General features: G+C 68.7%; 28 protein-coding genes. 5 read left to right on the top strand and 23 right to left on the bottom strand.

Annotated elements, in window-relative coordinates; genetic code table 11:
* Position 1 precedes the first annotated feature (1 nt).
* Positions 2 to 304, bottom strand: coding sequence for a hypothetical protein (locus F8566_RS18160; RefSeq protein ID WP_151561440.1), 303 nt, complete (start codon positions 302 to 304; stop codon positions 2 to 4).
* Between the two features lie 267 nt (positions 305 to 571).
* Between F8566_RS18160 and F8566_RS18155 the strand changes: the two genes are divergently transcribed.
* Positions 572 to 1,720: a S8 family serine peptidase gene (locus tag F8566_RS18155; RefSeq protein ID WP_225993293.1), complete on the top strand. Its 1,149-nt coding sequence runs from the start codon at positions 572 to 574 to the stop codon at positions 1,718 to 1,720.
* Positions 1,721 to 1,808: 88 nt separating this feature from the next.
* On the opposite strand, the gene F8566_RS18150 is transcribed toward F8566_RS18155, so the two are convergent.
* Genes F8566_RS18150 through F8566_RS18135 form a run of 4 tightly spaced genes read right to left on the bottom strand, consistent with a single transcriptional unit; the run spans position 1,809 to position 4,409 of the window.
* Positions 1,809 to 2,435: an LURP-one-related/scramblase family protein gene (locus F8566_RS18150; protein WP_151561438.1), complete on the bottom strand. Its 627-nt coding sequence runs from the start codon at positions 2,433 to 2,435 to the stop codon at positions 1,809 to 1,811.
* Positions 2,436 to 3,731 (bottom strand): hypothetical protein, encoded by a 1,296-nt coding sequence (locus F8566_RS18145; RefSeq protein ID WP_151561437.1) that lies wholly within the window; start codon positions 3,729 to 3,731, stop codon positions 2,436 to 2,438.
* A gap of 11 nt (positions 3,732 to 3,742) precedes the next feature.
* Entirely contained in the window at positions 3,743 to 4,036 is a 294-nt protein-coding gene (locus F8566_RS18140; RefSeq protein ID WP_151561436.1) for a WXG100 family type VII secretion target, read from the bottom strand.
* Positions 4,037 to 4,058: 22 nt separating this feature from the next.
* Positions 4,059 to 4,409, bottom strand: a complete 351-nt coding sequence (locus F8566_RS18135) for a hypothetical protein (protein ID WP_151561435.1) — start codon at positions 4,407 to 4,409, stop codon at positions 4,059 to 4,061.
* Positions 4,410 to 4,541: 132 nt separating this feature from the next.
* On the opposite strand from F8566_RS18135, the gene F8566_RS18130 reads away from it, so the two are divergent.
* The 3 genes from F8566_RS18130 to F8566_RS18120 are packed head-to-tail and all read left to right on the top strand — an operon-like array spanning position 4,542 to position 6,522.
* The gene (locus tag F8566_RS18130) at positions 4,542 to 5,168 is read left to right on the top strand and encodes a hypothetical protein (protein ID WP_151561434.1); all 627 of its coding nucleotides are present in this window, start codon (positions 4,542 to 4,544) and stop codon (positions 5,166 to 5,168) included.
* A complete protein-coding gene (locus tag F8566_RS18125) occupies positions 5,165 to 5,770 on the top strand; it encodes a hypothetical protein (RefSeq protein ID WP_151561433.1) in 606 nt (201 codons plus the stop codon). The genes F8566_RS18130 and F8566_RS18125 overlap by 4 nt, the downstream gene beginning before the upstream one ends.
* Positions 5,767 to 6,522, top strand: a complete 756-nt coding sequence (locus tag F8566_RS18120; protein WP_151561432.1) for a hypothetical protein — start codon at positions 5,767 to 5,769, stop codon at positions 6,520 to 6,522. The genes F8566_RS18125 and F8566_RS18120 overlap by 4 nt, the downstream gene beginning before the upstream one ends.
* Here the strand turns inward: F8566_RS18120 and F8566_RS18115 are convergent.
* From F8566_RS18115 to F8566_RS18075, 10 genes are all read right to left on the bottom strand, one after another.
* Entirely contained in the window at positions 6,404 to 7,711 is a 1,308-nt protein-coding gene (locus F8566_RS18115; RefSeq protein WP_151561431.1) for a hypothetical protein, read from the bottom strand. The two genes, F8566_RS18120 and F8566_RS18115, sit on opposite strands and share 119 nt — an antisense overlap.
* A gap of 304 nt (positions 7,712 to 8,015) precedes the next feature.
* Positions 8,016 to 8,324 carry a DUF1416 domain-containing protein gene (locus F8566_RS18110; RefSeq protein WP_151561430.1) on the bottom strand — a complete coding sequence of 103 codons (309 nt, stop codon included), beginning with the start codon at positions 8,322 to 8,324 and terminating at the stop codon, positions 8,016 to 8,018.
* Between the two features lie 56 nt (positions 8,325 to 8,380).
* A complete protein-coding gene (locus tag F8566_RS18105; RefSeq protein WP_151561429.1) occupies positions 8,381 to 9,220 on the bottom strand; it encodes a sulfurtransferase in 840 nt (279 codons plus the stop codon).
* Entirely contained in the window at positions 9,217 to 9,654 is a 438-nt protein-coding gene (locus F8566_RS18100) for a DUF4395 domain-containing protein (protein ID WP_151561428.1), read from the bottom strand. Before F8566_RS18100 ends, F8566_RS18105 begins: the two co-directional genes overlap by 4 nt.
* Positions 9,655 to 9,728: 74 nt before the next feature.
* Positions 9,729 to 9,794 (bottom strand): putative leader peptide, encoded by a 66-nt coding sequence (locus F8566_RS52985; RefSeq protein ID WP_360610734.1) that lies wholly within the window; start codon positions 9,792 to 9,794, stop codon positions 9,729 to 9,731.
* A 116-nt stretch (positions 9,795 to 9,910) separates the two neighbouring features.
* On the bottom strand, positions 9,911 to 10,354 hold the full coding sequence (locus F8566_RS18095; RefSeq protein WP_151561427.1) for a TlpA family protein disulfide reductase: 444 nt from the start codon (positions 10,352 to 10,354) through the stop codon (positions 9,911 to 9,913).
* A 72-nt stretch (positions 10,355 to 10,426) separates the two neighbouring features.
* The gene (locus tag F8566_RS18090; RefSeq protein ID WP_151561426.1) at positions 10,427 to 11,158 is read right to left on the bottom strand and encodes an anti-sigma factor family protein; all 732 of its coding nucleotides are present in this window, start codon (positions 11,156 to 11,158) and stop codon (positions 10,427 to 10,429) included.
* Positions 11,155 to 11,709, bottom strand: coding sequence for a sigma-70 family RNA polymerase sigma factor (locus tag F8566_RS18085; RefSeq protein ID WP_449691931.1), 555 nt, complete (start codon positions 11,707 to 11,709; stop codon positions 11,155 to 11,157). The genes F8566_RS18090 and F8566_RS18085 overlap by 4 nt, the downstream gene beginning before the upstream one ends.
* Before the next feature lie 49 nt (positions 11,710 to 11,758).
* Positions 11,759 to 12,454 (bottom strand): LmeA family phospholipid-binding protein, encoded by a 696-nt coding sequence (locus F8566_RS18080; protein WP_151561425.1) that lies wholly within the window; start codon positions 12,452 to 12,454, stop codon positions 11,759 to 11,761.
* Positions 12,455 to 12,581: 127 nt separating this feature from the next.
* On the bottom strand, positions 12,582 to 12,842 hold the full coding sequence (locus tag F8566_RS18075; protein ID WP_151561424.1) for a MoaD/ThiS family protein: 261 nt from the start codon (positions 12,840 to 12,842) through the stop codon (positions 12,582 to 12,584).
* Between the two features lie 223 nt (positions 12,843 to 13,065).
* Between F8566_RS18075 and F8566_RS18070 the strand changes: the two genes are divergently transcribed.
* Entirely contained in the window at positions 13,066 to 13,776 is a 711-nt protein-coding gene (locus F8566_RS18070) for a winged helix-turn-helix transcriptional regulator (RefSeq protein ID WP_151561423.1), read from the top strand.
* Between the two features lie 221 nt (positions 13,777 to 13,997).
* On the opposite strand, the gene pstB is transcribed toward F8566_RS18070, so the two are convergent.
* The 8 genes from pstB to F8566_RS18030 all read right to left on the bottom strand — a co-directional run bounded on the left by pstB (position 13,998) and on the right by F8566_RS18030 (position 21,359).
* Positions 13,998 to 14,774: a phosphate ABC transporter ATP-binding protein PstB gene (gene pstB, locus F8566_RS18065; protein ID WP_151561422.1), complete on the bottom strand. Its 777-nt coding sequence runs from the start codon at positions 14,772 to 14,774 to the stop codon at positions 13,998 to 14,000.
* Between the two features lie 35 nt (positions 14,775 to 14,809).
* Positions 14,810 to 15,718: a phosphate ABC transporter permease PstA gene (gene pstA, locus F8566_RS18060; protein ID WP_318836421.1), complete on the bottom strand. Its 909-nt coding sequence runs from the start codon at positions 15,716 to 15,718 to the stop codon at positions 14,810 to 14,812.
* On the bottom strand, positions 15,715 to 16,692 hold the full coding sequence (gene pstC / locus F8566_RS18055; RefSeq protein ID WP_225993292.1) for a phosphate ABC transporter permease subunit PstC: 978 nt from the start codon (positions 16,690 to 16,692) through the stop codon (positions 15,715 to 15,717). The genes pstA and pstC overlap by 4 nt, the downstream gene beginning before the upstream one ends.
* A gap of 92 nt (positions 16,693 to 16,784) precedes the next feature.
* A complete protein-coding gene (pstS, locus tag F8566_RS18050; RefSeq protein ID WP_151561421.1) occupies positions 16,785 to 17,891 on the bottom strand; it encodes a phosphate ABC transporter substrate-binding protein PstS in 1,107 nt (368 codons plus the stop codon).
* Between the two features lie 216 nt (positions 17,892 to 18,107).
* The gene (gene mshD, locus F8566_RS18045; protein ID WP_151561420.1) at positions 18,108 to 19,004 is read right to left on the bottom strand and encodes a mycothiol synthase; all 897 of its coding nucleotides are present in this window, start codon (positions 19,002 to 19,004) and stop codon (positions 18,108 to 18,110) included.
* Positions 19,005 to 19,089: 85 nt separating this feature from the next.
* Positions 19,090 to 20,250, bottom strand: a complete 1,161-nt coding sequence (locus F8566_RS18040) for an anion permease (protein WP_449691926.1) — start codon at positions 20,248 to 20,250, stop codon at positions 19,090 to 19,092.
* Positions 20,247 to 20,864: a DUF47 domain-containing protein gene (locus tag F8566_RS18035; RefSeq protein WP_151561419.1), complete on the bottom strand. Its 618-nt coding sequence runs from the start codon at positions 20,862 to 20,864 to the stop codon at positions 20,247 to 20,249. Before F8566_RS18035 ends, F8566_RS18040 begins: the two co-directional genes overlap by 4 nt.
* Positions 20,865 to 21,170: 306 nt before the next feature.
* Positions 21,171 to 21,359, bottom strand: a complete 189-nt coding sequence (locus F8566_RS18030; RefSeq protein WP_151561784.1) for a hypothetical protein — start codon at positions 21,357 to 21,359, stop codon at positions 21,171 to 21,173.
* Between the last annotated feature and the right edge of the window lie 27 nt (positions 21,360 to 21,386).

Raw genomic sequence — 21,386 nt, 5'->3', positions numbered from 1 at the left:
GCTAGACGACCTTGCTGCCGTCTTCGGCGCCCTGGTAGTTCTTCGCCGTGGTCTCGATGTTGGCGGCGTAGCCGCCCAGCATCTCGATGTGGGTCTTGAGGTCCTCGAAGAGGAACTGGACGGCGCCGGGATAGGTCACCGAGGCCATCGTGCAGGTGACACTGAACGCGCCGCCTTCGAGGTTGAAGACGCCGTCCTTGCTCATGTCCTGGCCGATCTTTTCCAGCGCGGGGACGAAGGTCTCCTTCAGGTCCTTGCCGTGCTGCGCGATCCGCTGCGAGTCGATCTGTAGTTCGCCGCCCACACTGTGCCTTTCGTTCGGCGCCTGCCCGAGGTCGACCGCACCTCATGTCGCGGAAGATCACTCCGAACCGAAAAGCAGGATATGGCATGACCCGCTCCATGTTCACGAGAGTGATCAAATGTTCACGCGCATGTCGAATGCACCTGTTCCGGGCCCTATGCCTCGGATCACGGTCCCGGATCCCTTAGAGTTTCTCGGGATCGATGAGGTTCCGATGGGAGGCTGGACATGAGGTGGACGGCGGTCCCGGCCGTGGCCGTGTGTCTTATGTCACAGGCGGCCCTGGCCCCGGCGGCGGAGGCGGCCCCCGAACGGTGCGAGCCCGAACGCGGCAACTTCCCCAAGAACCAGATCCAGCAGGAGCCCTGGCCCCAGACGACCCTGCCGCTCGCGCAAGCCCACGAGCACGCCACCGGGCGCGGCGTCCGCGTCGCGGTGATCGACAGTGGCTCCGACGCCAGGAACCCCCAGCTGAAGTTCGAGCCCACCATCGATGTCACCAAGACGGGCAAGGCCGACTGCGTGGGCCACGGCACCGAGGTCGCGGCCATCATCGGCGCCAAGAAGGGCCACAGCCTCTTCGTCGGCGTCGCCCCCGACGCGACGATCATCCCGATCAAGTACGCGGCGGGCGCGACCAAGAACGACGACAGGCTGCTGGTCAAGGGCGTCCGAGCGGCGATCAATGCCCGTGCCGACGTCATCAACATCTCGTCGGAGACCCATGCGGACAACCCGCAACTGCGGGCCGTCATCAGGGAGGCGCTGTCCCGCAACATCGTGGTCGTCGCCGCGGCGGGCAACATCGACCCCGAACGCAAGGGCCGCCCGACCCCCGCGTTCCCGGCGCAGTACCCCGGTGTCATCTCCGTCGGCGCGTTCGGCCACGGCGGCGATGTCACGCAGTTCTCGAACGCGCAGACCCGGGTCTCGGTCATCGCCCCCGGCAAGGACATCCTGACGATCGCTCCGGACGGCGGCTACATCGTCAAGGATGAGGGGACGAGCTTCGCCGCCCCGTTCGTCGCCGGGGTCGCGGCCCTCGTCAAGCAGGCCCATCCCAAGCTGACCGCGGCGCAGATCAAGCAGCGCATCGAGGCGACCGCCCTCGGCAACAAGGGCCCGGGCAGCGGCTACGGGCAGATCAACCCTCTGACGGCCGTCACCCAGGTCGTCGACCCGAACGCGCCCCCCGCCCCGATGTCCGAACCGGGCGCGCTGACCCTGCCCAGGCGCGAGAAGGTCGACCCGGTCACCCGCAACGTCGCCCTCGGCATCGGCGCGGGCGGTCTCGCCCTGGCGGGGCTGGTCGTGGCCGCCGGCATGCTGGTCCCCGCAGGCCGCCGCCGCGGCTGGAAGCCCGGCCAGGTCACCTTCTCCAGCGAGGACTCCACCCCCACCCGCCGCGTCCGCTGACCCGCCTGCCGGTTCTGCCTCCACGGGACGGCCACCGTCAGCCGACCAGTCGGCCGACCACCGCCGGCCGACCACGACTGAGCCGTGGTCAGGTGCGGATCAGGTCGAAGGCCAGTGGGGCGGCCACAACCAGGGTCCGGAGGGGGTCTGGGAGCTGGTCGTAAAGGTGCAAGGTGTACTGGTCCTTGAAGGCGGCCTCGCGGATGTCGACGCGGGCTATCTGCCGGCCGTCCTGTACGGAGAACGTGCCGCCGACGGCGACCCAGCGGCGGTTTTCGGAGCCGCCTTCCACGCGCATGTCCCAGTTGACCGTTGCCTGCGACCGGTCGTGGGCGTCCATCAGGTGGTGCGCCTGGGCCGGGCCGGCCTGGGACAGGACGGCGTGGACGGCCGCGCGGAAGCCTGCGCCGGGCGTGTGCCGCGCGCGGGCCTCGACGAGCCTGCCGATCAGGGTGCCGTCGGGGGCGACGATCGCCACCGGCGCCGCGCTCTGGCGGTCAACGTAGAAGAGCGGCGTCCCGTCCAGGTGGGAGACCTGGACGACGACCCGGGCACCCTGGACACCTGAGCCGAAGAGGCTGAGCGGCCCCTTGCGCGGCTTGGGGCCGGCCACCTGCGTGGCCCGGCCGACCAGGGCGTCGCCGGCGCTGATGTCGTAGTCGAACTGCGATGACCGCTGCTCGATCCGCAACGTCGGCGAGTTGAAGAGGTCCACCTACTTCTCCCACGGTGGCTTGTCGTCCTGGTCGTCGAAGGTGCCGAACGGGGTGTCGACCTTGCCGCTGTTGTAGGAGTTGCCCTGGCCGTCGTACTGGTGCGACCCGGTGGCCCTGCCGACGTCGCCTCCGTTGACCGTGCCGCCGACGTTGCCCTCCACCTTGCCCTTGCCCGTCTCGAAGTCGTGGGAGCCGCTGACCCCGCCGCTGATACCCCCGGTCGGGAGCGGGACGCTGTAGCCCTGGCCGGGGTTCGACGGATTGGTCTTGAACGAGCCCGGGGTCTCCACGCCCGCGTTGGCGCCGTACTTGATGCTGCCGTCCTTGCCCTGGCCGATGCCGTCCTCGTCGGTGTACTCGACGTTCCCGCCCGCCGTCACGCCGCTGGCGCCGTGCTTGCCCTTGTACGACAGATCGCCGCCGGCGAATCCCTGGTCGCCGTACTTCACGTGGCCGCCCACCGTGTGGTCGACGCCTCCGGCGGAGAACGTCGCGCCGCCACCGACGTTCCAGGTCTGGTTGGCGTTGCGGTCGGCGTCGAAGTCGACCGCCTTGAGCGGCGGGGAGCTGCCGCCAATGGGCGCCCGCGCACCGGCGAGGTTGAGGCCCGCGTTCGCCGCGTTCTGCGCCAGGTTGGCGGCAGCGGCGGCGGCTCCGACCGCCTGGGCCTGCTTGTAGTCGGCCATCGCCTGGTCGTTGCCGTGGGCCGCGGACCCGGCCGCGGCGAGCAGCGCACCGCCCTGGAAGACCATGGCGGCCAGCTGCGCCATGAACGCCTGGATGCCGGTCGCCACGATCGTGACAGTCAGGCACGTCGCCGCGATCGCCTGGCAGGTGGCGGCGACGGGGGCGGTGATGATCCCGGCGAGGGCAGCCGCGGCGACGGCGGCGAGCACGGCGAGGAACGTCCCCATCGCGATCGCGAAGATCGCGTAGACCATCATCGCCCACGCGTAGACCTCAAGCGCGATGCCCACCGCCTGCACGAAGGTGGCCAGCACCTCCAGCTGCGCGATGAACTCCTGGACCTTCTTCTCGTAGGCCGCCCTGTCGTCGGCGGTCCAGTCCGCCGAGGTGATGCTCGACACCGACTGCTGGAGCTCGGTCGCGGCCTTCTCGATGCCCTTGACCGCGTCGTCCCAGGCGGTGGACGCCAGCTCCAGGTTGACCGGGTTCCCCTGGCTGCACTTGAACTGGAAGTTGATCATCACTGCGGGCGGCAGGATGAACATGGCCAGCCCGCATTCCAGCTGGGCGGTGCCCATCAGCGTGTTGTAGGAGTTGAACGCACCCATGACCCCGCCCCTCAGACCTTGCTGCTCTGCTCGGACGCGGCGTAGTTCCGCGCGGTGGCGTCGATCTTCTTCGCCATGTCGGCGAGCATCTCCAGATGCGTCTTCATGTCCTCGAACGCGAACTGCAGGGCGCCGGGATAGGCCATCGACGCCAACGTTCCGGTGATGCTGAAGTCGCCGCCCTCGATCGTGCCTCCGGCGTTGAGCTTGTCCAGCCCACCCTTCAGCGTCGTGCTCACGGTCTCTTGGAGGTCCTTGCCGTGCTTGGCGATGCGTTCGGGGTTGACCTGGATCTGATTGCCCATGTTCCCGCCTTCGGCTTGGTCGTCAGAGGGCCCGCATACAGACGATCTTGAATCTCTGGGAGTCGTCGCCCAGCTGGGAGTACCGGTCCGACCACGCGATGGCGGTCGCTCCTGGGAAGTCGCCGCAGTAGGTCGTGGCCGCCGCGCCGGACACCGGATCCCCGTTCCCCGGGGGCCGCTGCCCGCTGCTGCGCTTGCCGAGGACCCGCCATCTCGCCTTGTCGTCGTCGCAGTCGACCACGACCGTCTTCTGGTCGGCGCACGCACCCGCGAGCGCGTCGACCGCGTAGTCGACGTCGCTGGGCCCGGTGCCCCCGCAACCTGACAGCACGCTCACGAGAGTCACGAACGCCACATGTGAACGTCTCGTCATGCCACTCCCGGTGGAGCCAGCGCACCTCAGACAGAACCGGTCAGAACACAATTCTTGCCGCCACCGCCGAATCCGATGGGGCGCGTTCTTCCAATGACCACAATCGGCCCATAGGCGTTACCATCTGGCGGCATGCAGCCCTCTCCTCCGGTTGCGCCGCTCCCCCCGGCTTCCCAGCAGGTCGACGAACCCGCGCGGCGGCGTTTTCTGGTGCCCGCAGTCGTGGTCGGCGTGGTCGCCGTGCTGCTTCCGGTGCTGTGGCTGACCGGAGGACTGGACCAGACCCCGCAGCAACCAGAGCGGTCGCCGGGTCAGGCGGTGGACGCGGGCAAGTTCACCGTCACGGTTCACGAGGCGCGCATCCAGACGGCGAAAACGATCTCCGACAGGAAGCCGGAACGGTACGTCGTGGTGCGCGTGCGCGTGGTCAACAACGACAAGGAGACCGTGTCGCTGGGGGTGGGCGGGCTCAGGGACGGCATCGCGGCCCGTACCAAGGCCGGCAAGTGGGTCCCGCCGGACGACGTCAACGGGACCGCGACCGGCGGCAAGGTCAACGCCGTCGAGCCGGGCCTTCCCGTCGAGGCGTCGGTCATGTGGCGGATGGGACCCGCGGATGCGCCCACGACGTTCACGGTGGGGGTGCTCACCTGGGAGTACGGCACCGGCTTCACCGACAACGAGTACAAGTGGCGCGTGGTCGACAAGTCCGGGGGCAAACTCGCGGGCCTCCTGACGCTTCCGGTGGCGGGACCATGAAGGCGCAGATCGTGCTCGTCCGGGGCGGCGCCGGGGTGGTCGGCTGCGCGTTGCTCGCGGCCGCCATGTGGTTCCACTCGCTGAAGCCCAAGGTCGAGGCGGACGTGATCGACCCGATCCGCACCTCCGGCAAGGTCGGCAAAGTGATCACTAACCGCGACTTCAAGCTCCAGATCGAACGGGTGGTCGTGGCGCGCTCGCTCAAGCAGGGCCTGTCCAGCAGCACCCAGCCGCCGGTCGCCACCGAGGGGATCTTCGTGGTGGTGTCGGGCCGCGCGATGAGCCAGAAGAAGCCGATCAGCCTCAACACCGCCGTCCTGGAGACCCGTGACGGCTACAAGTACAGGAAGGCGCAGCGGCCGGGCGTGTACGGCGCCCTTGACGGGTCGGACTTCGCGCCGCTGCTCTGGGGCAAGCTCACCTTCTACTTCGAGATACCGAAGCACCGCCTGGCCGGGGCCCGTGTCGTGGTCAGGCAGAGCAGCCTGTTCCTGTCCCCGGACGCCGCCACCGAGGTCGACCTCGGCATCAGCGAGTCGCGGGCGGAGGAAATGATCCGCGGCGCCGCGCAGAACTATGACCTCTCCGGGAGGCGCCCATGAGCTCGCAGCCTCCCTGGCCGACCGAGCCGCCGCCCGGCAGACATCGCCAGCCCGGACAGGCTCCACAGCCGCCCGGGGACGGCTCGTTCGGCCAGAGTGGGGCGTACCAGGGTGTCCGCCGGGCTAAGCAGGATCCGTTCGAGCAGACCCGGCCTGAGCGCGATCCGTACGAGCAGACCCGGCCCGATCCCCGGCAGGACGAGCGCGCGGAGGGCGACGAGGGCGAGGAGACCCCGCCGCGGCGGGAGTGGCTCCGGGGCGGGGAGCGGCGGTTCATCGAAGTGATCGTGCTGGTCTGCCTGGCCTCGCTGTTGCTCGGCCTCCGGTGGGTGGATTCCAAGGACGCCGTCCGCAAGACGTTCCAACCGCCCGAGCAGGTGACCTCCGTGGCTCGCGGGGCTCCGGGCGTGCTGGCCGACATCGAGTGGCGCGTGACGGGCCGGACGGCCGGGCGGGCGCTCGGCGAGCGGGACCCCGAAGTGGCGGAGCTGCGGCTGACGCTTACGGCGCGCCCGCTGAACGCCGCCGGCATGAAGGCGATCAGGGGCTACGGGATCAGCTACCGGGTCCTCGACGCCGAGGGGCGGGAGTGGGACGCGACGGGCCTGCCACGCCCTGGCGCCCCCTACCAGGTCACCGTCCGGGCGACGGTGCCCCGCTCCAAGGCTGACTCGCTGACACTTGAGGTGCTGGCTCCGCGGGACGTGGAGAGGCGGGGGGCGCCCCGGCCTTCGCTGCGGTTTGCACCATGACCCTGGTCACCACGAGGTTGAACGCGGCGGCCAGCAAGCAGATCCGCAACATCTCGAAGAGCATCCCGACGCCGAAGCCGACGAACGGGAGGGTGACCGCCCACCAGGCCGCGTCGTGCGGGCCCAGCAGCTCGTAGACCAGCCGCCGGGTCATGACCTCCACCACGTGCAGGCCCATGAACATCGCGGCGAACGTCGCGAACGGAACGAGGCCCGACCGCCGGACGAGCCGGAGCCCGTACCAGGCGGGAAGCCACATCTCGCGGAAACCGCGGGTGACGAGCTCGCGGAAGCTGTTGGTGCGTGCCAGTCCGCTGGCCCGAGCCAGCCGCTGGGCCGCCCGGCTCCGGCCGAGCACCACCTGCTCGTCGCTCGCGTCCAGGCCCAGGATCACACCGGCGATCACGAGCCAGATCAGGCCGCCCAGCACCGCGTGCTTGAACGACGGCCACAACGCCAGGACGTCGCCGGCGACCTCGTTGATCCATCGCCAGAGCTCGCGCTGGGTGATCCAGTCGCCGAGCTTGCGGCGCAGGTCCTCGATGGTGAACAGGGCCGCCAGCGCGAAGTTGATCTCGATGAACGCCAGCACCAGCCCGGACACGCGAGGCAGCCGGTCCCGCAGCAGCCACTCACCGAGGATCTTGAGCACGATGAAGCCGATCGTGAGCCCGATCGCCAGCTCCATGTGCTCGCCGACCGCGATGGCGAGCTCCAGCCCCTTGCTGGCACCCTCGATTCCGCCCTCGGCGATCCCGCGGCTCACCGCCGCCTCGGAGAAGTCGAGGGCGTCCTCGCGCAGCATGCCCCACGCGAGATAGAAGATCACGAACGGGAGGACGGCGCGGTTGAGGGCGTCGATCGCGGACTCGTCGTTGCCGACCGCCCAGGACGTCAGGTCGCCGCCGGCCTCGCGGGCGTGCACCACGTCCAGGCCCTCGCGGACGCAGTGCACCATCGCCACGGTGATGGCGAGGCTGAGCATCACGAGCACGCCGATGGTGAGGAGGGGCGTGACGGTGGCGATGACGCCCTTCATCTGCCCGGCCTTGTATCCGCCGTACATCACCCCGTAGCGCAGCAGTTCCCCGATCGTGAACCACATGGCCAGCGGCAGGGCGAAGCGTGCCGAGAGCTTGAGCGTGGCCCACGGCAGTACGAGCGGAGAGCGCGCCGACAGTTCGAACATTCCGGAGATGGTATCGAGCCAAAGAGACACAAAGTGGGCGGAGACGCGGCTTCGCTAACCCGACTGCGGCACCGGCCGCGACACCGACATGGGGTGTTTCGCCCGGAACGAGGCCATGCAGCGGGACCAGATCGCGGGCGGCGCGGCCGGACCTCCCCGGCACCCGGGAACGTCGCCCTACCCTGGACAGCCGCCAGGCCAGGCTCCGCGAGCCTGAACGGCGAGAGACACCGAACCCCGCCGTCCGCGGTGGGCGGATGGGCGGGGTTCGAAGCGGGCTCTCAGGCCAAAAGGCGACCCTGGGTCAGATCGCGACCTCGAGGGCGGCGACTTCGCCGACCTTGGCGGTGACGGTGTTGTCCACGCTCACGCCGCCTGCGGCGAGCACGCGGACCGTCCAGTCGCCGTCGGCGGCGAAGAACCGGAACACGCCCTCCTCGCCGGTGACGACCTCGGCGGTGAACTCACCGGTCGAGTCGAGCAGCCGGGCGTAGGCGCTGGACACCGGGGCACCGTCACGGGTGACCGTGCCCTGGATGACGGCTTCGTTGTTCAGGTCGACGGTCGCCGGAAGATGCGCCGTCTGCGCGGGTGCTGCGCAGCCCTGAGTCATGTCTCCTCCTTCTCCGCCACGAGGCGGGGTCAACTCCGCTGAGGGGCGGACAGGCCTTACTTCGCCTCGCCGAGCTCGATCGGAACGCCGACCAGCGAGCCGTACTCGGTCCACGAGCCGTCGTAGTTCTTCACGTCTTCGAGCCCGAGCAGCTCACGGAGCGCGAACCACGTGTGCGACGACCGCTCGCCGATGCGGCAGTAGGCGATGGTCGACTTGCCCAGGTCCACGCCGGCCTCGCTGTAGATCTTGCGGAGCTCGTCGTCGGACTTGAACGTGCCGTCGTCGTTGGCCGCCTTGGACCACGGGATGCTGCGCGCGGTCGGCACGTGACCGGCCCGCTGCGCCTGCTCCTGCGGCAGGTGGGCGGGGGCGAGCAGCTTGCCGCTGAACTCGTCGGGAGAACGCACGTCGATGAGGTTCTTGGTGCCGATGGCGTCGACGACCTCGTCGCGGAAGGCCCGGATGGACAGGTCCTGGTCCTTGGCCTTGTAGTCGGTGGCGGGCCGGGTCGGCACGTCGGTGACCAGCTCGCGGGAGTCCAGCTCCCACTTCTTGCGGCCGCCGTCGAGGAGCTGGACCTTCTCGTGGCCGTAGAGCTTGAAGTACCAGTACGCGTAGGCCGCGAACCAGTTGTTGTTACCGCCGTACAGGATCACCAGGTCGTCGTTGGCGATGCCCTTGGCCGACAGCAGCTGCTCGAACCCGGTCTTGTCGACGAAGTCGCGGCGGACCGGGTCCTGCAGCTCGGTCTTCCAGTCGATCTTCACTGCGCCACGGATGTGGCCCTTGTCGTACGCGGACACGTCCTCGTCGACCTCGACGAGGACCAGGCCGGGGGCGTCCAGGTTGGACTCCACCCAGTCGGCGTCCACCAGAACGTCGGAGCGGCTCATGCGGGAACCTCCCAGTCGGAATGCTTCTTCGGAGAAATGCGGCGGATCAGCAGATACATCTCGCAGCCGAGGCAGAACCCGAACGCCGCGTTCAGGAACGCCGCCCCCAGCGCGAAGGCGGTGGCACCGATGCCGAGCCAATCGATCCCCAAGGCGTAACCGGCCGTTCCCACCAGGGCGAAGACCAGCCCGACCCCCTGAGCGAACCGGGGTGGGGCGGCGTCCTCGTAATCCTTGGGCGGGGCTAGACGGGGCCGGATCAGCAGTTTGAAGACCATCCCGTACGGGGCGTACCGCAGACCGAAGACGGTGCCGAGTGCGAACACCAGCGCCTGGCAGGCCAGCAGCACCCAGCTTCCCTGCACCAGAACGCCGATCAGGACGACGGTCGTGACGGCCGCGGCGAAGCGCTGCCCTCTCGGGTCAACCTGCATCGGGATGCTCCTGTGCGGAGAGAACGTGCGTACGAGCAGTCAGAAATGCTCAGGGGCGAAAAGGCTCAATGCCTCTAGGCCATGCGACAGAGCGAAGCGGCCAGGCGGCAGAAGTCGACCGCGCGGCGCTTCGTGAGCATCTGCTCTGTCCAGTAACGCACGGGTCGATGGTAAGCCGAGTTTCGGTGGGCTGTCACATCTGTCTCGCGTTTCGAGACAACGGTACGGCTTTTCACGCAGGTCAACGGGCCGCCGCTCACGGGGTGATCGCCTCGCCCAGAGCCGCGATGACATCGGCCTTCCTGGGCTGCCCTGCGGCTCGCCGGATGATCCGCCCACCGCCGTCCAGCACGAGCACGGTTGGGGTACGGATCACATTTAGCCGGCGCACCAGCTCCAAGTGATGCTCAGCGTCGATCTCGACATGTGAGACGCCTTCCACCATGCCGGCCACCTCGCCGAGGACCCGCCTGGTCGCGCGGCAGGGTGCGCAGAACGCGCTGGAGAACTGAACGAGGGTGGCGCGCTCACCGAGCTCCTCGCCACCGAGATCCGCGGCGTCCAGCCGCTCGCCCGTCCCGTTCACACCACGTGCTCCAGCCGACTTGTCCGAACGCAGCACTCCGTCGCGGCGCCGCCGGACGACCCCGAACACCGTGGCCGCCGCCAGAACCGCGATCGCGACGAGTGCACCCTCCATCGCCAGTGAAAGTACCCGGACCGCCGAAAGATTCCCGACGCGGGGTCGGCTCTGACGCTCAAGCGGGGGTGGTCAGGCGGGGATCGTGATCAGGGGCTGGCCGCCCACGGTGACGACCTCGAACGAGAAGAGCTCGTCCCGGCTGAACATCGTGGACCCGGAGTACTTCCCGTAGCCACGCGGGTATGCGACATGCCAGCTGCCGAGCATGTCCCGCCGCCCGTCCTTGGCGACGGCGTACCAGCGGCAGCTCTCGCCGTACGGCGCCCCGCTCAGGTAGATCTCCACGCTGGTGCCCCATTTCTTCTGGAACAACATCACGCGCGCGTCGACCTTCTGATCAGGCGATTTGGCACTGATCTGCTCCGCCTTCGGGGGTTTGGTGGGCGTCGGCGGCGGCGGAGTGACCGTCCGTACGGCCGCGGGGCGTTCCCCTGCGTTCAGCCCGCCGGACATCTCCACGCCGATCAGCGCCCCGATCACCAGCAGCACCGCGGCGGCGACCGCGAGCGGCGCCCAGCGCGTCACTCCCCCGCCGAACAGCCGCCCCCACGAGCCCTTCCGCTCCTCCGCCGCCCGCGCGAGCAGGCTGTCGAGGAGCTCCTCGGGAGGCCCGGCGACCTGGGTGATCTGTGCCTCGGTCACCCGCCCGAGCAGCGCAGGCAGCCCCGCCAGGCCCGCCAGCTCGTCCCGGCAGGACGGGCACGACTCCAGATGGCTCTCCAGCCGGCTCCGCTCGGCAGGGTCGATCGCGCCGAGGACGTACACCCCCAGCGAGGCCTTCTGCTCCCCGCAGCCGGTCATGGCGCCAACCCCCGCTCCTCCAATGCGAGTTTCAGCGCCCGCAGCGCGTAGTAGGTCCGCGACTTGACCGTGCCGGGCGGGATGCCGAGCGTCTTGGCCGTCTCCGCCACCGAACGGCCGCGGTAGTAGGTCTCCACCAGCACCGCGCGATGCGGGGGGCTGAGATCCGCCAGCGCCTCCGCGACCGTCCACGATTCGAGCGCCCGGTCGATGTCGTCCACACCGGCGGTCTGCGTGACCTGGTCGTCGATGCCGGTCTCGGGCGGCCGGGCCCGCCGCGCCCGGTGCGCGTCGACCACGAGGTTGCGGGCCACCGTGAACAACCACGGCCGTACCGGGCGCCCGGCCAGCGCCTCGGGATGCCGCCAGGCGCGCAGGAGCGTCTCCTGGACGACATCCTCGGCCTGCGGCTTGTCGCCCCCCGTCAGTCTCAGCACATAACCGAGGAGAGGACCGCCGTGCTCGCTATAGAGGGCGCGCAGCAACCCTTCATCCGCGGTTGGACCCACACCACAGACACGTACGCCGATCGCGCCCGGTTCACAAGTCACCGACTATTTCCAGGACGGACGCCGATCAGCTCTTTGCCCGGGACGCCGGTCAGGCGTTCGGGAGATCGTTCAGCCGGAGGTTCTTGGCGGTCGCCCCGACCCGCAGGCCGTCCGGGGTGGGCTGGATCTCGCTGATCTTCGAGCCGACCGGCAGGTTGGCGACCGGGACCGTCCAGCTGACGAGCTGGCCCACGGCGGGCAGCTGCGGCAGGCCGGTCAGGCCGCCCGAGACCGGCGTGATGACGATGCCCTTGTCGCTCGGCTTGACCGAGACGACCGCGCTGCCGCTGAGCGGGATGCCGGCGATGGTGCCGTCCAGGTCGAGCTGGAGGTTGTCGCCCCTGGCGGCGATGCCCTTGACCTCCCTGGGCGCCCGCGCCTTGATCACGCTGTACGGGATCACCGCGGAGGCCCTCGCCTCCTGGGCGGTGACGTTGTCGGCGTTGCCGCCGGCGACGTCGGCCAGCGGCGCGCTCACCCCGCGCATCTCGATCGTGACGTCGCCGACCGTGACGCCGCGCTCGGTCCACTGGCCGAGCTTCACGTCGATCTGGTCGTACTCGCCGCCGATCGCCTGGGTGAGGAACGGGAACCCGTGGATGGTCACCTCGGGCTGTTGTTGCAGGTTGTACTGCGCCGCCACCTGCTTGCCGATCTCGTCCTGCGCGACCCGCACCCCGATGCGGTCGGCGGCGACGACGCCCCCGATCAGCAGGATGAGCAGTACCAGCAGTACTTTCCGCATGTTTCTCCTCTAGGCGGCGAACCCGGCGATCGCCACACGATAGTGGCCAGGAGGGCGCCACCGAGTCGCCTCAGAGATTGAGATCGCGGCACGGGACCATCGGTTCACGGGACCAGTGAATGTGATGTCAACCACCTGCGAACGGCGGCAGGACCTCGACGACCCCGCCCTCCGGCAGCTTGATCGAATCGTGCGCGCGGGTGCCGACGGGGTCGCCGTCGACCAGGAACGAGCTGCGCTCGACCACGCGCCGGAAATCGCCGGTTCGCCCGTCCCGCAAGGCGGCACCGGCGATCGCCTCGGCGAGCGTGTCCGCTTCGTACGGTTCCTCGGCGACCCCGGCCGCGGCCTTCGCGGCGGCCCAGTATCTGATCGTTCCCTTCGCCATGACCCCAGGATCTCATCCCGGCAACCCCGGAAACCTGTAGTCAACGTCCCATTGCCCCGCTCGACCACTCGGATATGCTCAGTCCGAGGGATCCGGGCGACGAGGCCATGGAGTTCATCCGACAGCCCCTTCATGGTCACCTCTCCTTGAGCCGGCGACCTGCTGCCAGGCTGGAGGACGAACCGCCTGGGTCCTCGACGTCTTTAGGGCGAGGAGGCGGCATTTGAGCAGCTTGCTCCTGCTGACCAACGCGTTGGAACCTTCCGATGAGGTACTGCCCGCGCTGGGGCTTCTCCTGCATTCGGTACGCGTCGCGCCCGCCGAGGCGTCCGCGCTGATCGACGCACCCCCGGCGGATGTGGTCCTGGTCGACGCCCGCCGCGACCTGGTCCAGGCCAAGAGCCTGTGCCGGCTGCTGCGGACCACCGGGCTCGACTGCCCGCTGCTGGCGATCGTGACCGAGGGCGGCCTGGCCGCGCTGAGCCCCGAATGGGGCCTGGACGACGTCCTGCTCCAGTCGGCCGGCCCAGCCGAGGTCGAGGCGCGCCTCCGCCTCGCGGTGGGCCGCGTGTCGGTCGCCGAGGCCGACGAGGTGCCCGGCGAGATCCGCAGCGGCGAGCTGACCATCGATGAGGCCACCTACACCGCCCGGCTGCGCGGGCGCGTGCTCGACCTGACGTTCAAGGAGTTCGAGCTCCTCAAGTACCTCGCCCAGCACCCGGGCCGAGTCTTCACCCGCGCGCAGCTGCTCCAGGAGGTCTGGGGCTACGACTACTTCGGCGGCACCCGAACGGTCGACGTGCACGTCCGCCGTCTCCGCGCCAAGCTGGGCGCCGAATACGAATCGCTCATCGGAACGGTCCGAAACGTCGGCTACCGCTTCGTCCCCGACCACCGCCCCGGCGAAACAGAAGACGTCACGGTGTCTCATTAGCTTTTTCGGCCTCAACGGCCTCGCCTGGCGGCTCGACCGCTGAACCGCAAAAGCGGCGTGCGCGATCTCTCGTGAAGCTTCGCCTTCGGCTCGCTTCACGACCCGTTAGCGCGCCCGCGTGCGTGGCTGGGATTGTCGCGGTGCTGGAATTTCATTCTTCTCGATCATGGAATGACAGAGCCCCGCCGTCCGCGAGGGACGGCGGGGGCTGTGCGCCCCGATCAGCCGAAGCGGCCGGTGATGTAGTCCTCGGTGGCCTTCTGCTCGGGGTTGGTGAAGATCTTGCTGGTCTCGTCGATCTCGATGAGCTTGCCGGGCTGGCCGGTGCCGGCGATGTTGAAGAACGCCGTGCGGTCGCTGACGCGGGCGGCCTGCTGCATGTTGTGGGTCACGATGACGATCGTGTAGAGGCTCTTCAGCTTGGCGATGAGGTCCTCGATCGCGAGCGTGGAGATCGGGTCGAGCGCCGAGCAGGGCTCGTCCATCAGGAGCACCTGGGGCTTGACCGCGATCGCGCGGGCGATGCAGAGGCGCTGCTGCTGACCGCCCGACAGGCCCGCGCCGGGCTTGCTCAGGCGGTCCTTGACCTCGTTCCACAGGTTGGCGCCCTTGAGCGACTCCTCGACGATCTCGTCGAGCTGGCCCTTGCGGCGGACACCGTTGAGTTTGAGCCCGGCCGCCACGTTGTCGTAGATCGACATGGTGGGGAACGGGTTGGGCCGCTGGAACACCATGCCCACGACGCGGCGCACCGCCACCGGGTCGACGTCCTTGCCGTACAGGTCCTCGTCGTCGAGCATGACCTTGCCCTGCACGCGGGCGTTGGGGATCACCTCGTGCATGCGGTTGAGGGTGCGCAGAAAGGTCGACTTGCCACAACCGGAAGGCCCGATGAACGCGGTCACCGAGCGCGGCTCGACCGTCATCGAGATGTCCTCGATGGCGTGGACGCCGCCGTAGTAGGCATGCAGTCCGGAGACTTCGATGCGCTTGGCCATGAGGGTGATGCTCCTATCGGGTCTTTCGGGGGTGGTCAGCGGGAACCGGGCCGGTGCCTGCGGGCGACGAGGCGGGCCGCGATGTTGAGCAGCATGATGATCAGGATCAGCGTGAGGGCGGCGGTCCAGGCGCGGTCGATCGCGTTCTGGTTGGGGTCGCTGGCCTGGTCCCAGATGAACGTGGGCAGCGATCCCTGCGGGCCTTCGAGCGGGTTGGTGTTGATCGCCTTGGTGAAGCCGATGACCAGCAGAAGCGGCGCGGTCTCGCCCATCACACGGGCGACGGCCAGCATGACGCCGGTGAGGATGCCGGTGAGGGCGGTCGGCAGCACCACGAAGCAGATGGTCCGCCAGCGCGGCACGCCCAGCGCGTACGAGGCCTCGCGCAGGTCGTTCGGCACGAGCTTGAGCATCTCCTCGGTCGCCCGCACCACTGTCGGGATCATGAGGATCGCGAGCGCGAGGGAGCCGGCGAAGCCCGCACCCTCCTTCATGATGCCGAGGGTCAGCAGCCACATCGCAAGGACGAAGAGGCCGGCGACGATCGACGGGATGCCGGTCATGACGTCCACGAAGAAGCTGATCAGCCGGGCGAGCCGGCCGTTGGCGCCGTACTCCACCAGGTAGATGGCCGTGAGCACGGCGATCGGCACGGCGATCACGCTGGTGATCAGTACCTGCTCCAGTGTGCCGACGACGGCGTGGTACGCGCCGCCACCGGCGTCCTTGCCACTCACCCCGTTCATCGAGAACTGGAAGAACTGGGCGTCCAGCCGCTTGATCCCGTTGCCGACGACCGTCCAGAGGACCGACACCAGCGGGATCAGTGCCAGCAGGAAGGCGACGTAGACCAGGCCCTGGGCGAGCCGGTCCTTGAGCTTGCGGGCGCTGGAGACCGAGCCGAGCGTCGGGGTGCGCTTGGCGGGGCTGGACACGGCACTCACACGAACTCCTTGCGGCGGGCGACGACCGCCCGGGCCGCCATGTTGACGACGAGGGTGATCACGAAGAGCACGAGGCCAGAGGCGATCAGCGCGCCGCGGCCCGTCTCACCGGCCTCGGCGAAGCTGTTGGCGATGTTGGAGGCGAACGTGGCGCCGCCGTCCTCCAGCAGGTGGATGTTGATGCCGGGGACGAACGTCAGCACCATGGCGACGGCGATCGTCTCGCCCATCGCCCGGCCCAGACCCAGCATCGAGGCGCCGATCATGCCGGATCGCCCGTACGGCAGCACCGCCATCCGGATCGTCTCCCAGCGGGTGGCGCCGAGCGCCTGCGCGGCCTCCACGTTGGCCTGCGGCACCTGGAGGAAGACCTCACGGGAGATCGAGGAGATGATCGGCAGGATCATGATGGCGAGCACGACCGAGGCCGTGAAGATCGAGTTCTTGCCGGGGCTGCCGCCGAAGAAGGGGATCCAGCCCAGCAGCGTGTTGAGGATCTTGCTGACGCCCTCCATGTGCTGCGACAGGAAGTACAGCCCCCAGAGGCCGTAGACGATGCTCGGCACGGCGGCGAGCAGGTCGACCACGTAGCCGAGCAGCCCGGTCAGCTTGCGCGGCGCGTAGAAGGAGATGAACAGCGCGATCCCGATCGCCACCGGCGCCGCGATCAGCAGTGCGAGGAAGGACGAGACCACGGTGCCGAACGCCAGCTGCGCGATGCCGAACTTGGGGGGTATCGCGTTGGGGTTCCATTCCTCGGTGGTGAGGAAGCTCGCCTCGTTCTTCTGCAGGGCCGGGATGGCCTTCCAGATCAGGAAGACCGCGATCGCCGCCATGAGGGCGAGCACGAAGATGCCCGAACCCCGTGCGGCACCGCTGAAGATCCTGTCGCCGGCCCGGCCGGTGCTCATCGGCCGGCCGGTGGCCCGGTGTTTCGCGCCGGCGGTCGCCTCGACGCCGGTCTCACTCGTCACGGGGTGCCCTCCTCGAGTGTCATCGGTGGAACCCAGGCGTGCCCCGCCACCGAGGTCGTCGGTGGCGGGGCTGCCGGTGGTGTGGTCTCCGGTCAGGACAGGGCCTTCACCGAGGCCTGGACCTTGGTCAGCACCGACTCGGGAAGCGGTGCGTAGCCCAGGTCAGTGAGGATCTTCTGACCGTCGGCGCTGGAGGTGTAGGTGAGGAAGGACTTGACGAACTTGCCCTGCTCGGCGGGCAGGCCCTTCTCGCAGACGATCTCGTAGGTCACCAGGACGATCGGGTAGGCGCCCGCTTCCTTGGTGCCGTAGTCGATCTTGAGCGCTACGTCGTTGCCGGTGCCCTCGACCTTCGCGCCCGCGACGCCCTTCGAGGCGCTCTCGGGGGTCAGCTCGGTGTACTCACCGGCGCCGTTCTTGACCAGCGCGGTCTGCAGGTTGTTGTTCTTGGCGTACGAGTACTCCACGTAGGAGATCGTGCCCGCGGTGTTCTTCACCTGGCCGCTGACGCCGTCGGACTTGGCCGCGCCCTGGCCGGTTCCGTTCGGCCACTTCTTGGCGGGCTCCCAGGTCCACAGCTTGGGGGCCGTCTTGCTCAGGTACTTGGTGAAGTTGTCGGTCGTGCCCGACTCGTCGGAACGGTAGACCGGCTTGATCGGCGAGCTCGGCAGCTTGGCGCCGGCGTTCTCCTTGGCGATCGCGGGATCGTTCCAGTTCTTGATCTTCCCGGAGAAGATGCCGGCCAGGGTCTCGGGGGAGACCTTGAGGCCGTCGACACCCTGCAGGTTGTAGATGACCGCGACCGGACCGACGACCATCGGCAGGTTGAGCGGGGTGTTGCCCTGGCAGCGCGTCTTTGCGGCGCCGACCTCTTCGGGCTTGAGCGCCGAGTCGGACCCGGCGAAGGAGGCCTGACCCGAGCTGAACGCCTGGATGCCGGCGCCCGAGCCGCTCGCGGTGTAGTTCAGGTTCGCACCGGCGCACTTGGAGGCGTAGAGCTTGGTCCACTCCTCGATGGCGTTCTTCTGCGCGCTGGAACCGGCCGCGTTCACGGTCGCCTTGGCGCAGTCGATATTGCCGGCCGGGGCGGCAGAGCTCCCGCTCGCCCCCGTGTTGTCGTCGCTCCCGCACGCGGAGAGGGCGAGAGCGCCCGCGACGACCACTCCGCCCAGGGCGGCCAGCCGAGATCCGTTCTTCACCGGAGGGTCTCCTCGATAGTTGGTGGGCGATGCCCAGACCAGGTTTGCCGTCTTCCCCCGACCGGGTCTCTGGAGTCGTTTGTCCAGGTAAGGGGGGCACCGTCGAAAGCGACGTTAGGCAGGAGAGGTGACCAGTCACCCTGAACCAGGTGAACAGAACATGAACTGGGACGGGCAGAGCCAGGAAGAATGTCTCGACTAGACGTGGACGTGTGGTTAACAACCGCTCTGGAACATCACGTCCACGGCATAGCGGGTGAACCCCAGGGACTCGTACAACCGGACGGCCGCCTGGTTCGACTCGTCCACATACAGCAGGATCGCCGGTACGCCCCGTTCACGCAGGTGGTGAAGGCCCTTGAGGGTGAGGGTACGGCCCAGGCCGAGGCCCTGCGCGCCGGGGTCGACTCCGACGACGTAGACCTCACCGAGACCGTCGGGGTGGATCTTGGTCCAGTGGAAGCCCAGCAGCTTTCCGTCGCGTTCACTTTCGGCGAGGAAGAGGCCCTCCGGGTCGAACCACGGCTCCCGCTCGCGCAGCCGGACATCGTCGAGCGTCCAGGCGCCCTGCTCGGGATGGTCCGCGAAGGCCCGGCGGTTGACCTGCAGCCACGCCTCCTCGTCCTGGCCGACCTCGAACGTGCGGAGCCGCACGCCATCGGCCACCGTGAACTCGGGGAGCGGGTCGTCGGCGGAGCGGCGCATCTGGAAGAGGGCACGGACCCGGTCAAGGCCCTGCGACTCGGCCAGCGCGGTGGCGGCCGGAAGATCACCGTGCGCCCACACGCGCAGAGGCCCGTCCACCTCCTGGCACATCCCGTTCAGCAGGGCCAGCCCGTGTCCGCGGCGGCGCGAGTGGGGATCCACGACGAACTCCCCCGCGGCGGTCTCCTCAGCGGTGGCCAGGTCCAGGTGGGCGTAACCGACGAGCCCACCGGCGTCGTCCAGCCGCAGGAGGCCGCGCGCGTCGCCGCCCCCGCCGCCGCGCAGCCAGAGCAGCGAGCGTTCGGACAGCGGCCCGACACCGTCGTGCTCGGCGGCCGACACGACGAGACGGACGACCTTCTCGATCTCCTCATCCGACAGCGTCGCGCGCACCCGCACCTCAGACATGATCTCAGCCTAGGCGGTACGCCCGGCCCGGTCGGTACCGGGAGCCGACCGCCTTGCTCATGACCGGGCCACCGATGGGCGAACGTCACGCACCGAAGAGGTGGACCATCCAGTAGACGACGGCTGCGACGAGGGCGGCCATCGGCATCGTCAGGATCCAGGCGACGATGATGTTGCCGGCGACGCCCCAGCGGACGGCGGACAGCCGCTTGGTCGCGCCCACGCCCATGATCGCCGAGGTGATCGTGTGGGTGGTCGAGATTGGAGCGTGCCAGATGTACGCGGCCGCGTAGAGCACCATCGAGGCCGTCGCTTCGGCGGCGAAGCCCCGCGGGGGATCGAGCTCGATCACCCGGCGGCCGAGCGTCCGCATGATGCGCCAGCCGCCCGCGTACGTGCCCAGCGACAGCGCCCCCGCGCAGGCGATGATCACCCAGAGCGGGACCGACTCGCCGTCCTCGTGACCCGTGGTGACGAGCGCGAGGACGATGATGCCCATGGTCTTCTGCGCGTCCTGCAGGCCGTGGCCCAGCGCCATGGCGGCGGCCGAGAGCGACTGCGCGATGCGGAACCGGCGGCCGACCCGGCCGGGATGTGCCCGGCGGAAGATCCACAGCAGCGCCACCATCAGGAAGTAGGCCAGGAAGAAGCCGACCACCGGCGAGATCACCATCGGGATGGCGACCTTGTCGACGACCTTGCTCCAGCTGACCGAGGAGGCGGACGCCAGCCCGGCGCCCACGATGCCGCCGATCAGGGCGTGCGAGGAGGACGACGGGAGGCCGAAGTACCAGGTGATCAGGTTCCAGGTGATCGCCCCGAGCACGCCGGCGGCCACCACGGTCAGGCCGTGCAGGCCGCTGGGCGGGGTGATGACGTCGCTGACGGTCTTGGCGACCTCGACGCCGAGCAGCGCGCCGACGAGGTTCATCAGGGCGGCCATCAGCAGTGCCGCGCGGGGCGTGAGCGCCCGCGTGGACACCGACGTGGCGATGGCGTTGGCGGCGTCGTGGAAGCCGTTGGTGTAGTCGAAGATCAGCGCGACGACCACGACCAGGACCAGCACCGCCGCCTGCGCGTCGGACCGCAGCCCGACCGCGCCCATCAGCATGACCAGCAACACGCCGCCGAGCAGCGCCCACCAGAACTTGCTCGGCCCGCGCCGCGCCTGTTCGGCGAGCGACGGGTCCGCCCCGGGCACCGACTCCTTGGTGAGGGTCGTGCCCGCGTCGGAGGGCTCGCTCATGATTCCTTGACCGCGATCGTCTCGACCGTGTTGGCCACATGCTCGAAGGCGTCGGCCGCGTCCTCGAGGCGGTCGATCACCTCCTTGAGCTTGAGGACCGTCAGCGTGTCGTACTCACCGCTGAACAGCTTGGCCAGCAGCTTCCGGTAGATCTGGTCGCCCTGGTTCTCGAGCCGGTTGATCTCGATCCAGTACTCGTTGAGCTCCTTCATGGAACGCAGCCGCGGCATCGCCTCGGCGGTCAGTTCGGCCGCGCGCTCCAAGACCTCGACCATGTGGACGATGCCCTTGGGGAACTCCTCGATCTTGTAGAGGACGACGAGGTCGGCGGCCTCCTCCATCTCGTCCATGACGTCGTCGATCGTGGAGGCGAGCCGGTAGATGTCCTCGCGGTCGAAGGGCGTGATGAACGTTTCGTTCAGCCGGCGCATGATCGCATGAGTGCACTCGTCGCCCGCGTGTTCGCAGGCGCGCAGCTTCTCCGCGATCGCTTCCCGGTCGGCGCCGTCACTGATGAGCTCCACGAGCAGCCTGGCACCAGTGACCAGGTTGTTCGCCGAGTCGGCGAACATGTCGTAAAAGCTGTCCTCACGCGGCGTGAGACGCAAGCGCACGTCGTACTCCTGAAGTGCCGGAACAGTCCGCAGAGGATCGTAGGCGTAACCAGCCGTAAAAAGAACCTTTGCCCCAGCTTCGGCTGGTGTCTGCCATCCTCTCACCTACAAGGTTGCCCTAGATCAAGAGGTGCACACCCCCGAGATACAGCCCTATCTGCAGGGTTCACTGCCGGTGGGCGCCGCTGCGGCCCGCTACGGAAGGTTGCGACGTACAGTAGTGATATTTGTTACAGTGTGCGACCACTGTGCCCCGCGGTGGTGGCGCCGGGGCGTCCCTCGGACATCCCCGGCGCGTTGACGGGACTACTGCTCCTGTGACGTCAGTTCGCGACGACCGGCTTCGTCGGGACGCACTCCGAGCACCATGTCGATCTCAGCCAGCGTGAGCGGCCGCTCGGCCGCCGCCACCGCGCTGAGCATCTCGGCATAGAGTTCGATCTCGTCCAGCGCAACACGGTCGTGGACGCGCAGATCGAGATATTGCTGGCGCACCGCGTCCACCTCCGTTCGTTCCCCACA

Origin of the sequence: Actinomadura rudentiformis (genome assembly GCF_008923185.1) — a bacterium.
GTDB lineage: Bacteria > Actinomycetota > Actinomycetes > Streptosporangiales > Streptosporangiaceae > Spirillospora > Spirillospora rudentiformis.
The sequence above is the reverse complement of the archived record's forward strand: the minus strand, read 5'-3'. Positions and strand labels throughout refer to the sequence as shown.

Coding starts and splice junctions, on each gene's coding strand:
- F8566_RS18155 (WP_225993293.1), top strand. CDS start 572: ATGTCACAGGCGGCCCTGGCCCCGGCGGCGGAGGCGGCCCCCGAACGG.
- F8566_RS18145 (WP_151561437.1), bottom strand. CDS start 3,731: ATGGGTGCGTTCAACTCCTACAACACGCTGATGGGCACCGCCCAGCTG.
- F8566_RS18140 (WP_151561436.1), bottom strand. CDS start 4,036: ATGGGCAATCAGATCCAGGTCAACCCCGAACGCATCGCCAAGCACGGC.
- F8566_RS18135 (WP_151561435.1), bottom strand. CDS start 4,409: ATGACGAGACGTTCACATGTGGCGTTCGTGACTCTCGTGAGCGTGCTG.
- F8566_RS18130 (WP_151561434.1), top strand. CDS start 4,542: ATGCAGCCCTCTCCTCCGGTTGCGCCGCTCCCCCCGGCTTCCCAGCAG.
- F8566_RS18125 (WP_151561433.1), top strand. CDS start 5,165: ATGAAGGCGCAGATCGTGCTCGTCCGGGGCGGCGCCGGGGTGGTCGGC.
- F8566_RS18120 (WP_151561432.1), top strand. CDS start 5,767: ATGAGCTCGCAGCCTCCCTGGCCGACCGAGCCGCCGCCCGGCAGACAT.
- F8566_RS18115 (WP_151561431.1), bottom strand. CDS start 7,711: ATGTTCGAACTGTCGGCGCGCTCTCCGCTCGTACTGCCGTGGGCCACG.
- F8566_RS18110 (WP_151561430.1), bottom strand. CDS start 8,324: ATGACTCAGGGCTGCGCAGCACCCGCGCAGACGGCGCATCTTCCGGCG.
- F8566_RS18105 (WP_151561429.1), bottom strand. CDS start 9,220: ATGAGCCGCTCCGACGTTCTGGTGGACGCCGACTGGGTGGAGTCCAAC.
- F8566_RS18100 (WP_151561428.1), bottom strand. CDS start 9,654: ATGCAGGTTGACCCGAGAGGGCAGCGCTTCGCCGCGGCCGTCACGACC.
- F8566_RS18095 (WP_151561427.1), bottom strand. CDS start 10,354: ATGGAGGGTGCACTCGTCGCGATCGCGGTTCTGGCGGCGGCCACGGTG.
- F8566_RS18090 (WP_151561426.1), bottom strand. CDS start 11,158: ATGACCGGCTGCGGGGAGCAGAAGGCCTCGCTGGGGGTGTACGTCCTC.
- F8566_RS18080 (WP_151561425.1), bottom strand. CDS start 12,454: ATGCGGAAAGTACTGCTGGTACTGCTCATCCTGCTGATCGGGGGCGTC.
- F8566_RS18075 (WP_151561424.1), bottom strand. CDS start 12,842: ATGGCGAAGGGAACGATCAGATACTGGGCCGCCGCGAAGGCCGCGGCC.
- pstB (WP_151561422.1), bottom strand. CDS start 14,774: ATGGCCAAGCGCATCGAAGTCTCCGGACTGCATGCCTACTACGGCGGC.
- mshD (WP_151561420.1), bottom strand. CDS start 19,004: ATGTCTGAGGTGCGGGTGCGCGCGACGCTGTCGGATGAGGAGATCGAG.
- F8566_RS18040 (WP_449691926.1), bottom strand. CDS start 20,250: ATGAGCGAGCCCTCCGACGCGGGCACGACCCTCACCAAGGAGTCGGTG.